The following is a 12837-nucleotide window of genomic DNA, read 5'->3' on the forward strand; positions in this document are numbered from 1 at the left end:
CGAGCGCTGCCGACACCCACGACGCTACGGAAAGGCGCAGGTCCTGGGATCGGAGCACGGGTGGAACCCAGGTGGACCCGAACGCGTCCGGGCTCTCCACCCGTGGGTGGAGAGCCCGGAGAGAGTCCGGCCCGGCGCCGTCCGGGGCCTCGGGGGACGAGGCATCGGACGGCGCCGGGCGGTGAGCGGCTACGCGTCGATGCGGGAGCGGTCCAGGGTCGCCGCCGAGCTGGAGATGAACTCCTTGCGCGGCGCCACGTCGTTGCCCATCAGCAGGTCGAAGACCCGCTCGGCCGCGTCGAGGTCGGCGAGGTTGATCCGGCGCAGCGTGCGGTGGCGGGGGTCCATCGTGGTCTCGGCCAGCTGGTCGGCGTCCATCTCGCCGAGGCCCTTGTAGCGCTGGATGCTGTCCTTGTACCGGACGCCCTTGCTCTGGAACTCCATGAGCCTGTCCCGCAGCTCACGGTCCGAGTACGTGTAGACGTACTTGTCCTGCCCCTTCCTGGGCTGGGTCAGCTCGATGCGGTGCAGCGGCGGCACGGCGGCGAAGACCCGCCCCGCCTCCACCATGGGCCGCATGTAGCGCTGGAACAGGGTCAGCAGCAGACACCGGATGTGGGAGCCGTCCACGTCGGCGTCGGTCATCATGATGATCTTGCCGTAGCGGGCCGCGTCGATGTCGAAGGTCCGCCCGGAGCCGGCCCCTATGACCTGGATGATCGCGCCGCACTCGGCGTTCTTGAGCATGTCGGTCACGGACGACTTCTGGACGTTGAGGATCTTGCCCCGGATCGGCAGCAGCGCCTGGAACTCGGAGTTCCGGGCCAGTTTCGCCGTACCGAGCGCGGAGTCGCCCTCGACGATGAACAGCTCGCTGCGGTCGACGTCGTCGCTGCGGCAGTCGGCCAGCTTGGCGGGCAGGGACGAGGACTCCAGGGCCGTCTTGCGGCGCTGGGCGTCCTTGTGCTGGCGGGCCGCGATGCGCGTGCGCGCGGCGGCGACCGCCTTCTCCATGACGACGCGGGCCTGCGCCGCCGCGTCCCGCTTGGTGGAGGTGAGGAACGCCTTGAGCTCCTTGGAGATCACGGTGTTCACGATCCGGCGGGCCGCCGAGGTGCCGAGGACCTCCTTGGTCTGGCCCTCGAACTGCGGCTCGGCGAGGCGGACCGTGACCACGGCGGTCAGGCCCTCCAGCGCGTCGTCCTTGACGATGTCGTCCTCGGCGACGCGCAGGAGCTTCTTGGCGCGCAGCACCTCGTTCATCGTCTTGGCGACGGCCTGCTCGAAGCCCGCCACGTGAGTGCCGCCCTTGGGCGTGGCGATGATGTTGACGAACGACTTGAGGTTCGTGTCGTAGCCGGTGCCCCAGCGCATCGCCACGTCCACGCCCAGCTCGCGGGTGACCTCGGTGGGCGTCATCTGGCCGTGCTCGTCGAGGACCGGGACGGTCTCCTTGAAGGTGCCCTGACCGGAGAAGCGGAGGACGTCGCAGACGGGCCGGTCGGCCGCCAGGTACTCACAGAACTCGCTGATGCCGCCGTCGAAGCGGAAGGACTCCTCGCCCTTGCTGCCGCCCTCGCCCAGGCCGAACTCGTCGCGGACGACGATGGTCAGGCCCGGCACCAGGAAGGCGGTCTGGCGGGCGCGCTGGTGGAGGTTCTCCAGGGAGAGCCGCGCGTCCTTGAGGAAGATCTGCCGGTCGGCCCAGTAGCGCACGCGCGTGCCGGTGCGGGCGCGGGCGATCTTCTTGGCCTTGCGCAGCCCGCTGCCGGAGTCGAACCCGGCGTCGGGGCCGGTGCCCGCGAAGGCGCCGGGGACGCCCCGGCGGAAGCTGATCGCGTGCGTGTGCCCGCTCCGGTCGACCTCGACGTCGAGGCGGGCGGAGAGGGCGTTGACGACGGAGGCGCCGACGCCGTGCAGACCGCCGGAGGCCGCGTAGGAGCCGCCGCCGAACTTGCCGCCCGCATGGAGCTTGGTCATGACGACCTCGACACCGGAGAGACCGGTCTTCGGCTCGACGTCGACGGGGATGCCCCGGCCGTTGTCACGGACCTCGACCGAGCCGTCGTCATGGAGGATCACGTCGATGTGGTCGCAGTAGCCGCCGAGGGCCTCGTCCACGGCGTTGTCGATGATCTCCCACAGGCAGTGCATGAGGCCACGGCTGTCGGTCGAGCCGATGTACATACCCGGGCGCTTGCGTACGGCCTCGAGGCCTTCGAGGACGAGCAGGTGCCGCGCGGTGTAGTTGGAACCGTCCCGGTCTGCTCCTGCCAGCAGCGCTGTGGACGGCACGGACGTATCGGCGGTCACGCGGTTCGCTCCTCGCTGAATTTCAGATGAGCCCTCACGGGGTAAGGGCGCGGCTTCGGTCGCCGCCAAGAGGGTACCGAGGCCTGGTAGAGCCGTTGTCACGCCACCCTCGTCCAAAGTCACACTAGTCCAGGCTCGCATACGTGTTCGATCCCTCGATGGAGTGAAGTACATATCACGTTCCCTTCGAGGCATGAACCATTTAGGCTCCGGGCACGTCCTCATGAACAAACCGGCAATCCAGCCGGGAGGACGGCACCATGACTGACAGCGCGAAACCGTACGACACGACAGACCTGTAAGACGGCACATTCGCCGCCAAACCGGCAGCAGACGGCCTCTCGAAGATTTTTTTCGAGGACAAGCCACGAGCGGGAACGTTTTGGGGCTGGTTGGATGTTGACCCTGGTACGACAGCTCGTCGAGCTAGAGAAGAGGCGACGTGACTACTGTTCTGACCCCCGCGAGCCCGCTGACGGCCGCTGACCGCTGCGACCGCTGCGGCGCCCAGGCGTACGTGCGCGTCGTCCTGCTCAGCGGCGGAGAACTGCTCTTCTGCGCCCACCACGGTCGCAAGTTCGAGCCGGAACTCAAGAAGATCGCCGCTGAAATACAGGACGAGACGGAGCGGCTGACCGCTGTTCCCGCATCCGCCTCCGAAGAAGAGCGCTGACCGTTCGCGTTCCCCGACGAGCCACAGTAGGCACAGGCCGCTGACGGGCGGGCCGCCCCCGGATTCAGTTTCCGGGAGCGGCCCGCTCGTGTTCTCAGGTCATCCCCACGAGGCACCGGACCCCTCCGGCCTTGCCCGTGGCGCCCTACGCCCCCTCCTGCACCTCTGGGGCCTCGGGAGCCGCCGAAGCCTCCGAGGGGGCCGCGACGGCCGCCTCCCAGCCCAGAGTGGTGATGACGTCGGAGATGCGCGTATACACGCCGGGGCTGCCCGCCCGGCCGCACCCGCTGCCCCAGGACACCAGCCCGACCAGTCGGCCGCGGGCGACCAGCGGGCCACCGCTGTCCCCCTGGCAGGAGTCGCGGCCACCCCGCGCCTCTCCGGCGCACAGCATCGTCCTGGCCACGTAGGAGCCGTCCGCGGGCCCCGGATAGGCGCGCGCGCAGACACCGTCGCTCAGCACGTGCACACGGGCAGCCCGCAGGCTCTGGGCGTACGAGCCGATGCCGGTGGTGTCCCCCCAGCCGTAGACGAGGGCCTCGGTCCCGGCCGCGTAGGCGGGGTCGCCGGCGCCCGCCATCCCCAGGACCGAGCCCTGCGGCAGGGGTTCGGCGAGCTGGAGCACGGCGAAGTCGCCCGAGTTGCTGTAGCGGTCGTAGCGCGGGTTCACCCAGACCTCGGACACGGGGATCTCCTGGCCCTCGTCCGCGGTGAGGTCCGTACGGCCCGCGATGACCTTCAGGTCGCGGGCACGGTCCGGGGGCGCCCCCAGGACCTCCTCGCCCATGCAGTGGGCCGCGGTGAGCACAGTGGTGCGTCCGACCGCCACTCCCCCGCAGAACTGACCGGCACGGCTTCCCCCGAACCGGTCACGGCTGGACAGGGCGACCGCCCAGGGGCTGTCGGACACGTCGACCGGGAATCCTCCGACGACGACCCCGTCGGCCGTCGCCGGGGCCGCGGACATCAGCGGTATGGCCATCACCGCGGTCGCCAGGACCAGCGGCCGGGCCAGCACCCGGACCAGGGGACGTCGCATGCGCGCTCCTCACTCTGAAGTGATCAGTGGACACCCAGAGTGATGCAGCTCACGCCCGCGCGCACCCGCGCGCTCACGCCCGAAGGCCCGGCTCCCGCGGAGGGGAACCGGGCCTTCGGTGAGGTGCGGCGGCGACCGGGTCGGACCCGGACGGGTCCGGCCGGACTCAGTCCAGGTAGTCGCGCAGGACCTGGGAGCGGGACGGGTGGCGGAGCTTCGACATCGTCTTGGACTCGATCTGGCGGATGCGCTCGCGCGTGACGCCGTAGACCTTGCCGATCTCGTCGAGGGTCTTCGGCTGACCGTCGGTGAGACCGAACCGCATGGAGACGACGCCCGCCTCGCGCTCGGAGAGGGTGTCGAGCACCGAGTGCAGCTGCTCCTGGAGGAGCGTGAAGCTGACGGCGTCGGCCGGGACGACGGCCTCGGAGTCCTCGATGAGGTCACCGAACTCGCTGTCGCCGTCCTCGCCCAGCGGGGTGTGCAGGGAGATCGGCTCGCGGCCGTACTTCTGGACCTCGATGACCTTCTCGGGGGTCATGTCGAGTTCCTTGGCCAGCTCCTCCGGGGTGGGCTCGCGGCCCAGGTCCTGAAGCATCTGGCGCTGCACGCGGGCGAGCTTGTTGATGACCTCGACCATGTGCACCGGAATACGGATGGTGCGGGCCTGGTCGGCCATGGCGCGGGTGATCGCCTGACGGATCCACCAGGTGGCGTACGTGGAGAACTTGTAGCCCTTGGTGTAGTCGAACTTCTCGACCGCGCGGATCAGACCGAGGTTGCCCTCCTGGATGAGGTCCAGGAAGAGCATGCCGCGGCCGGTGTAGCGCTTGGCGAGGGAGACCACCAGGCGGAGGTTGGCCTCCAGGAGGTGGTTCTTCGCGCGGCGCCCGTCCTCGGCGATGATCTCCAGCTCGCGCTTGAGCTTGGGGGCGAGCTTGTCGGCGTTGGCCAGCTTGTCCTCGGCGAACAGACCGGCCTCGATGCGCTTGGCGAGCTCGACCTCCTGCTCGGCGTTGAGCAGCGGGACCTTGCCGATCTGCTTGAGGTAGTCCTTGACGGGGTCGGCGGTGGCACCGGCGGCGGCGACCTGCTGCGCGGGCGCGTCGTCCTCGTCCTCGTCGGACAGCACGAACCCGGCGCTCTCGGTGCCCTCGGGCTCGTCACCGGCCTTGGGGGCGTCCTCGAGGACCTCTTCCTCGGCCAGCTCGGCGTCGTCCTTCTTGCCCGCGGTCTTCTTGGCGGCCGTCTTCTTCGCGGGCGCGGCCTTCTTCGCCACCGCCTTCTTGGCGGTGGTGGTCTTCTTCGCAGCCGCCGCCTTCTTCGCGGGCGCGGCTTCGTCTGCGGGGTCGTCCACAGCGGGCGCGGCGGGAGCGGCCGGCGTGGTGGCGGTGGCCTTCCTGGTGGTCACCGTCTTCGCCGCGACCGTCTTGGTGGCGGTGCGCTTGGCCGGACTCTTCGCTGCGACGCTCTTTCGGGTGCGCTTGGGCTCCGCGGCACTGACCATCAGCGTCACACCCTCTTCCTCGAGGATCTGGTTGAGGCTGCGCAGTACGTTCTTCCACTGAGTGGCCGGAATCTGGTCAGCTTCGAAGGCCCGACGCACATCGTCGCCGGCGATCTGCCCCTCAGCCTTTCCCCGCTCAATGAGCGCCATGACAGAGACGGACTCGGCGATCTCCGGCGGGAGCGTACGGGATGTGCTGGCCGACACGAACAACCTCTCGGAACGTTGGAAAACGGCTTCCGGCCCCGTCCACCTCGGACAGGAGCCGACCACCGGCCTGGGGATGGGCCGACGGTGCGGGCGGGGGCCGGGGAGTTGCACAGCGCCCTGAACGGCGTCCGTATTCCCTCCGCGGCTGTCACCTCTTAGGTCATCGCATTGCTTCCACGAGCGTTACGCCCAATCTTCGTGGCCCGAGTCACACCCCGTAAGCGCTCAAAAACGGTCAGACGCGGGCACATAAGGTCACTCACAGTGCCTACCCCAGCCATCGCGGTCCAATCGGCCAGGACCGCGAGGCCCGCCGATCCGTTCGATTCCGTTCGATGCGGCGGGCCCCGTCGCGCCGTCGGACCCCGCGCGACCCGTGACGGGCGCGCGGGGTCCGACGGTGCGACGGTGAGGCGGGGTGCTGCGGGGCGGGCGTGCGGCGGGGGCGACGCCAGGGGACGGGGGGGGAGGACGGTTCGGGCTGCGGCTGCGGCTCCGCTCCGGCTCCGGAAGATGGGGGGCCGGGGCGGTCAGTGGCGCGGGGGCAGCGCGAGGGGAAGGACGGGAGTGGGGCGGGGGGACGAGGAGGGGGCGTCCCCGGTCAGCCGCTCTCGTCGGACGGTCAGTGCTCGCGGGGCGCCGGGACGACGCGCTCCACCTCGGGGTGGACGGTGAGGAGCTGGCGCATGGCCGCCTCGGCGCCGGAGGGGTCGCCCGCGGAGACGGCGTCGACGATCCGGGCGTGATGGGCGAGCGAGGCGTCGTTCGGCCGGTCGCAGCCCGTGACCGGGCCGCCCGAGACCTGGAGGGCGGAGGAGACGATGCCCGAAAGGTGCTCCAGCATGCGGTTGCCCGCGATCTGGATGAGGAGCGAGTGGAACTCCGCGTCCGCCCTGGAGTAGGTGAGGGCGTCGCCCTGCCCCATGGCGTGCCCCATGATCTCGACCATGTCGGAGAGGCGCTGCTGGATGTCCTCGCGGCTGTGTCCGGCGGCGAGCCGGGCGGCGAGGGGCTCGATCGTCCAGCGCAGCTCGCTCAGCTCGCGGCGCTGGTCGTCGCGCTGGGGACCGAAGGCCCGCCACTCGATGATGTCGGGGTCGAGCAGGTTCCAGTCGCTCACCGGCCGCACGCGCGTACCGACGTTCGGCCGGGCGCTGACCAGCCCCTTCGCCTCCAGCACCCGGAGCGATTCGCGGACGACGGTACGGGAGACCTCGAAACGCTGTCCGATCTCCTCGGGCACGAGCGGTCGGTCGGCACCGAGGTCGCCGGAAACGATCATCTGCCCGAGCTGCTGGACGAGTTGGCCGTGCAGCCCGCGGCCGCGGCTGCCCGCGGTCCGTCGGCCCACGCGGCCCAACTCCGGTTCCGGGCCGTCCCAGACGGAGGCGCCGACGCGATCGACGGCGGGGGTCTCGGCGTAGGGGTAGCGGTCGAGTTCGCCCGGTCCGGCCAGACCTGAGTCGGTGGAGCGGGCGGCGGTCATCATGGTGTGCGCAAGGGTACTCACGGATGTTTTGTCGGCGTCGCCCCCAACTCCCTTGAGGTCTTTGGTGAAAAGCACACGAAAGGGTGATCGCTCACCCCGTCGCAATTGACGCCTTATCGGAAAGAAATGGGCGTTCTCCGGGGAGTTGCGCACAAGCGGACACGGTACGGACGGCCGCGATCGTCATCGCACCCGGCTGCGCAGGGTCGTGAACAGATACGCGCAGAGCAGTGCGGTGAGTGACAACGCCAGCGCCCCGCCGACCGGTTGTGCGACCACGCGCAGTGCAGCGCCCAGATACCGGTCTCCGCCGAAGGGCCACTGCACGAGCAGCACCTCCCGCAGGCGTACCGACAGTCCGGCGGCGGTGCGTACGGACGTGCCCTCGACGGCCTTCTGTACGAGGGGTACGACGACGACCGGTACGGCGACGACCGCGGCGAGCCCGGCCGTCGTGGACCGGAAGACACCGGCGGCCAGGACGCCCGCCCAGGCGCAGCCGACCATGAGGGCGAGCCAACTCGCGCCGAGGCTCAGCCAGTCCGCGGGAACTCGGGCCAGTTCCCGTCCGTGGAACAGGTACAGCAGTTCGGCGTTGCAGCCCAGGGTGAGGACGGCGAGCGTCAGCGCAGTCAGGCCGGAGACGAGGAGTTTCGCGGTGAGCAGGCCGAGTCGGCGGGGGACGGTACCCCGGTCGGCGGCCAGCGCGGGGTGGCGGAACTCGTCCCCGAAGGCGAGCGCGCCGAGCAGCCCGGCGCCGAGAGCCGCGGGGGGCAGGGGCAGTTGTGCGGGCCACGTCACCAGGAGCCGTGCCTGCGGGGTGTGTCCGACGCGGGCGAGGACGAGCGTGGTGAGGGCGGAGACGACCAGGACGACCGCTGCGGTGACGAAGGTCGCGCCGATCCCGGCGGCACGGCGGAGTTCGTAGCGCAGGGGCCGCAGCGGACTGGGTGCGGAGCGAACGGCGATGGGGGGCGGGAGGGCGGGGAGGGCGGTGTCGAAGGGGTGGGTGGGGTGCGGGGAGCCAGTGGTGCGGGTGGGGTTGATGATGCGTGCCGGTGCGGTCGTGGGGAGTTCGGTGATGGGGGGTGCGATCGAGGTGAGGGGGGTCGTGGGGAGTGGTTGCTGTTCAGTGACCGTCTGCGTGCTGGTGGAGGTACCTGTGCCGGTGGTGGTGCCTGTGCCGGGCGCCGGGCGTTCTCCGTGCGAGCGGGTCTCGGCGGCGGGGCGGGACTGCTTCACCACGGGGGCGGGTTCGGTGGTGCGGGCGGTGGCGGGGACGGATTCCCGGGCGGTGCGCGGAGACTCGGTCACGCCGGTCAGGTCGTTGACGCCGATCAGGTCGTTCACGCCGGTCGTCTCGTCGGATTTGGGGAGCGCGCTCGGATCGGGGGTCGGCCGCGGACCCATGTCGCCGGTCTCGTCGGCGAGTCGGTGGATCAGGATGCCGTGCCGGAAGGCCGCCTCACCGATCTCGGCGCAGTCGCCGCCGTACACGGAGAGACGGTTGCCGTCCTCCTGCACGACCTCGACCGAGCGCCGGTCCGCGCGGGCCTCCTTGGCGAGGAGTGCGCCGAGGCGAACGGCGTGCGGGCTGCGGACTGCGACGCGGGGGCGCAACCGGGTGCGCGCGAACTCGCCCGCCTCCTGGTCGGCGACGACGCTGCCGCCGTCCAGGGTGACGACCCGGTCGGCGGTGCGGGCGGCCTCCTTGGGGTCGGACGTGGTCGACAGGACGGTGCCGCCCTGGGTGGCGTGGGCGCGCAGCATGCCGTGCAGCCAACGGGCTTCGCGTACGGAGAGGCCGTCGGCCGGGTGGTCGAGGACGAGGGTGTGCGGGTCGGCGAGGAGCGCGCAGGCGAGCCCCAGCCTGCGGTCCATGCCGCGGGAGAGGGTGCCGAGGCGTTCGTCGCGCAGACCGACCAGGCCGACCGTTTCCAGGACCTCGTCGGCCCGGCGGACGGGAACGCCCGCGGCGGCGCACAGCATCCGCAGGTGACCGCGGACGGTCCGGGCGGGGTGGCCGGGCACGTCACCGAGGAGCGTGCCGACCTCGCGGGACGGGTGGGCGATGCGGTGCAGGGGGCGGCCTCTGAAGTAGGTGAGGCCACGGCCCTGTTGGAGTTCGAGCATGAGTCTCAGCGCGAGGGTCTTGCCCGCACCGGGGGCGCCGAGGAGGACGGTCACATGGCCGGCCCGTGCCTCGAAGGAGACGTCGTCGAGGGCGGGCGGAAGGCCCTTGCGAGGATTGCTGGTCAGTCCGAAGGCCTGGATCACCCGCAGCAAGATAGCGCGCTATGTCCAGTTTTGCGGCCAAAGTGCCGTAGGGCGCGCAGGTGCGCTGGGAGGCATGTGCGGACGCGTCCGGACCGAAGTCGGCCGGGGGGACGGGGCAGTTGGGCAGGGGTGTGAGCAGCGGGGCGGCGACCTGAGCGTGGGTGAGCGGGAATGGGGAGTGACCGGACCGGCGCGGGCCTGTGGACGCCGGGGGTTGGAGCGGGCGGGAGCGGACCGCGGGCAACAGGCAGCAGGCGTAGGGCCCGGGTCAGAGGGTGATCACACCTCGGGGCGGAGCATGGGCGGGTTGAGCAGGGTGGCGCCGCCCGCGCGGAAGAGCTGGGCGGGGCGACCGCCCTGCCGGGTCGTGGTGCCGCCGGTGGGGACCAGGAAACCGGGGGTGCCGGTGACCTTGCGGTGGAAGTTGCGGGGGTCGAGGGTCACACCCCACACGGCCTCGTAGACCCGGCGCAGCTCGCCGACGGTGAACTCGCTGGGGCAGAAGGCAGTCGCGAGCGAGGAGTACTCGATCTTGGAGCGGGCGCGCTCCACCCCGTCCGCGAGGATCAGCGCGTGGTCGAAGGCCAGCGGCGGGCCCGGTTCGCCGTCCCGGCCGTACCCCTGGTGCTGGAGCAGTTCCTCGACCGGGGCCCAGCGGGCGTTGCTGGCGTCGCCGCCCGCGCGGGGAGCGGGAAGGTCGGGGGCGAGGGCGAGGTGCGCCACGCTGACGACCCGCATCCTCGGGTCCCGGTCGGGGTCTCCGTAGGTGGCGAGCTGTTCCAGGTGCGCGCCGTTGTCCTGGGCCGGTGCGGTGGGGTCGTGGGCGGTCAGCCCGGTCTCCTCGGCCAGTTCGCGTGCCGCCGCCTGGGAGAGGTTCTCGTCCTCCCGCACGAAGCCGCCCGGCAGGGCCCACTTCCCCTGGAACGGCGACTCCCCCCGGCGTACCGCCAGCGCGCACAGGGCGTGGCGGCGTACGGTCAGCACGACCAGGTCCACAGTGACGGCGAAAGGGGGAAAGGCTGACGGGTCGTAGGGCATACGGCGATCATAGTCGTCTCCCTGACGATAAACAGTCCTTTCGGTTGTCGCGGGCATCGGCTCGGGCGGACCTACGGCTCGGGGTCTGGCTCGGGCAGACCTACGGCGCGGCCGTCGGCGGCGCGCGGTAGGTGCGGGAGGGAGACGGGCTTGCGGGTCGGTCAGAGGCCGAGTTGCAGGTCGTCGGCGGCCTCCTCGACCAGGGCGAGCCCGAGTCGGCTGACGCGGACGGAGAACGGGGAGCCCGCCACCCGCAGTCCGGTCAGACCCACCTCGCCGAGCGGGGCGCTGCGCATCGGGCGGAGCGTGACGGTGCCCGCCGGGACGTCGGGGCGGATGCCTGCCAGGGCCGTCAGCAGGAGGACTGCGGCGGCGGCCGAGGTGGCCGCGGGTCTGCACGCGGCCGGGTGCGGCAGGGGGATGCTCCCCTCGACGCGCACCTCCCCCGCGTACATGTCCGGCAACCGGTACTGGAAGGCCTCCGCCGCGGCCAGGAGTCCGCCCAGCAGGGCTCCGGCGTGCTTGTCGTGGCCCGCGGCGGCCAGTCCGGCCACGGCGACGGCCGTCTCGTGCACCCGGACGGCACCCCCGCGGTGACCGAAGGGGTTGTACGCGGCTTCCTTCGCGCTCAGCCCGCGCAGTCCCCAGCCGGAGTCCATGTCGGGGGTGCCGAGCAGGTGGGCCAGATGTTCGGTCTGCACCCGGTCGAGGAGTCCGGGGGCGAACTCGCCACCGCCGAGCAGCCCGGTGTCGAGCAGGTGGACGCAGGCCGCACCCAGGTGGTGCATGGGCCGTCCGTCGGGCGTGCGGGCGGCGGCGGGGCGGCCTCCGCCGAGGTCGTCGATCCAGAAGTCCCGCCGGAACATCGCGCGCAGGGCCCGCGCCCACTCCCGCAGGCCACGGCCGCCCGGTCGGCCCAGGGCGTCGAGAAGGTCGGCGCCGAGGAGGGCCGCGCGGTGGGCGTGGGCCTGTGTCTCACAGCGCACGGGGCCGCCCGGCTGGGGGTTGGGCAGGTAGGTTCCCTCGCCCACGGTGTCCCGCAGCCAGGTCAGACAGCGTTCGGCCGTCGGGAGGAGTTGCGCTGTCTCCCGCTCCGGGAGCCCCCAGCGGTATGCCTCGGCGAGTACCACCGGGAACAGCAGGGTCGCCTCCGTGCCCGTGCATCCCGGTGGCAGGTGACCGCCTGCGTCCCGGCGCGGGCCGGGGATCATGCCCGCGCGTGGCCCCGAGCCAGTGACCTGGGTGCGAGCCAGGTTGCGGAGCGTGCCGACGGCCAGCCGAGTGCCCAGCGGGAGCGTCATCCGTGCTGCGGCGAGCGCCTCGGCGGGGGCGAGGCCGCAGCGCCAGGGCACCCCCGCCACGAGGTGGGTGTCGACGGGATGTGCAGGGTCGTGGACCAGCAGGGCCCGCAGGTCGGCGACGCCGGTGGTGAGGAGGGGACCGATCCGGGGGTCGTCCCCGGTGGCCCGCGCGCTCGCCAGCGGGTCGGACGCAGTGCGGCCCGCGGCCCGCACGGGTCCCGTGGAGTCCAACCGGACCCTGAGTTCCAGCGTCACGCTGCCGCGGGGCGCCATCTCGACCTCCCAGCGCAGCAGCCCGGCCGAGGCCAGCGCGTCGGTGGGCGGCGGGTCCGCGGTGACCTGCGCGCGTCCGGCGGAGCCCGCCCAGCGCAGGCCGGAGCCGTGTACGGTGGCCGCCAGTTCCGGGCCCTCGGTGCCCGCCGCGATGGCCGCCAGGTCGGCGAGGTCGGTGCCGAGGGCCACCTCGACCGGCAGCCGCAGCAGACGGGCGGCGGCGCTGCGCAGAGTGATGCGCTCGATGCCCTCGGCGGAGCGGATGCGCTCTACGACGACGTCCGGGTCCGGGCCACCCGACGGGCTGGTCCGCAGGGCGCCGACGAAGCGGGCCCGGTCGGCTCCCGTCATCCGCGCCTGCACGGCGAGGGGTTCACGTCCGGCGATCCGCACCTGGCAGCGGGACAGGACGCGGCGGCCCGCCCGGTAGAAGCCCTGGAGACCTTCTCCGGTGAGCTGCGCGTCCTGGGTGGAGATGGCCAGGCCCGGAAGGGCGACGCAGATCAGCGCCGTGTGGGCCGGGGGCAGTTCGCCCGTCCGACGCGGTCCGCCGCCCTCGGTGCCCGCAGGGGTCCTCGCCTCCGTCTTGCTCATCGTCGCGCTTCTCGTCGCCGCGCTTCTCGTCACCGTGGTCCTCGGCGGGGGCGGTTCCGGGCGGTGAGGGTCCGCTGTCGGGCGGGATGGGCGTCCGGCGGTGGGCAAGGAGGCGGACGAACT

The 12837-nt window shown here is 71.8% G+C and carries 8 protein-coding genes; 1 reads left to right on the forward strand and 7 read right to left on the reverse strand.

From position 1 onward, the window contains the following. Nucleotides 1-189: 189 nt before the first annotated feature. Entirely contained in the window at nucleotides 190-2313 is a 2124-nt protein-coding gene (locus tag ACIQPQ_RS25500; RefSeq protein ID WP_401307661.1) for a type IIA DNA topoisomerase subunit B, read from the reverse strand. A gap of 442 nt (nucleotides 2314-2755) precedes the next feature. Between ACIQPQ_RS25500 and ACIQPQ_RS25505 the strand changes: the two genes are divergently transcribed. Then, nucleotides 2756-2986, forward strand: coding sequence for a hypothetical protein (locus ACIQPQ_RS25505; protein WP_053848812.1), 231 nt, complete (start codon nucleotides 2756-2758; stop codon nucleotides 2984-2986). Nucleotides 2987-3131: 145 nt separating this feature from the next. Here ACIQPQ_RS25505 and ACIQPQ_RS25510 read toward each other — a convergent pair whose 3' ends face one another. From ACIQPQ_RS25510 to ACIQPQ_RS25535, 6 genes are all read right to left on the reverse strand, one after another. Continuing rightward, nucleotides 3132-4025 carry a S1 family peptidase gene (locus ACIQPQ_RS25510; protein ID WP_401307664.1) on the reverse strand — a complete coding sequence of 298 codons (894 nt, stop codon included), beginning with the start codon at nucleotides 4023-4025 and terminating at the stop codon, nucleotides 3132-3134. 166 nt (nucleotides 4026-4191) lie between these two features. Further along, entirely contained in the window at nucleotides 4192-5739 is a 1548-nt protein-coding gene (locus tag ACIQPQ_RS25515) for an RNA polymerase sigma factor (RefSeq protein WP_401307667.1), read from the reverse strand. Between the two features lie 625 nt (nucleotides 5740-6364). Further along, nucleotides 6365-7252: a FadR/GntR family transcriptional regulator gene (locus tag ACIQPQ_RS25520; protein ID WP_383771762.1), complete on the reverse strand. Its 888-nt coding sequence runs from the start codon at nucleotides 7250-7252 to the stop codon at nucleotides 6365-6367. A gap of 162 nt (nucleotides 7253-7414) precedes the next feature. Beyond that, a complete protein-coding gene (locus ACIQPQ_RS25525; protein ID WP_401307670.1) occupies nucleotides 7415-9508 on the reverse strand; it encodes an ATP-binding cassette domain-containing protein in 2094 nt (697 codons plus the stop codon). A 279-nt stretch (nucleotides 9509-9787) separates the two neighbouring features. Then, entirely contained in the window at nucleotides 9788-10546 is a 759-nt protein-coding gene (locus ACIQPQ_RS25530) for an NUDIX domain-containing protein (RefSeq protein WP_383771758.1), read from the reverse strand. Nucleotides 10547-10707: 161 nt separating this feature from the next. Beyond that, nucleotides 10708-12714, reverse strand: coding sequence for a glycogen debranching N-terminal domain-containing protein (locus ACIQPQ_RS25535; protein WP_401307674.1), 2007 nt, complete (start codon nucleotides 12712-12714; stop codon nucleotides 10708-10710). Nucleotides 12715-12837: the final 123 nt, after the last annotated feature.

The organism is Streptomyces sp. NPDC091281, from assembly GCF_044757425.1.
In the GTDB taxonomy this organism is placed as follows: domain Bacteria; phylum Actinomycetota; class Actinomycetes; order Streptomycetales; family Streptomycetaceae; genus Streptomyces.

Excerpts from the sequence above, each read along its gene's own strand:
- ACIQPQ_RS25535 (WP_401307674.1), bottom strand. The coding sequence starts at position 12,714 with ATGAGCAAGACGGAGGCGAGGACCCCTGCGGGCACCGAGGGCGGCGGA.
- ACIQPQ_RS25530 (WP_383771758.1), bottom strand. The coding sequence starts at position 10,546 with ATGCCCTACGACCCGTCAGCCTTTCCCCCTTTCGCCGTCACTGTGGAC.
- ACIQPQ_RS25510 (WP_401307664.1), bottom strand. The coding sequence starts at position 4,025 with ATGCGACGTCCCCTGGTCCGGGTGCTGGCCCGGCCGCTGGTCCTGGCG.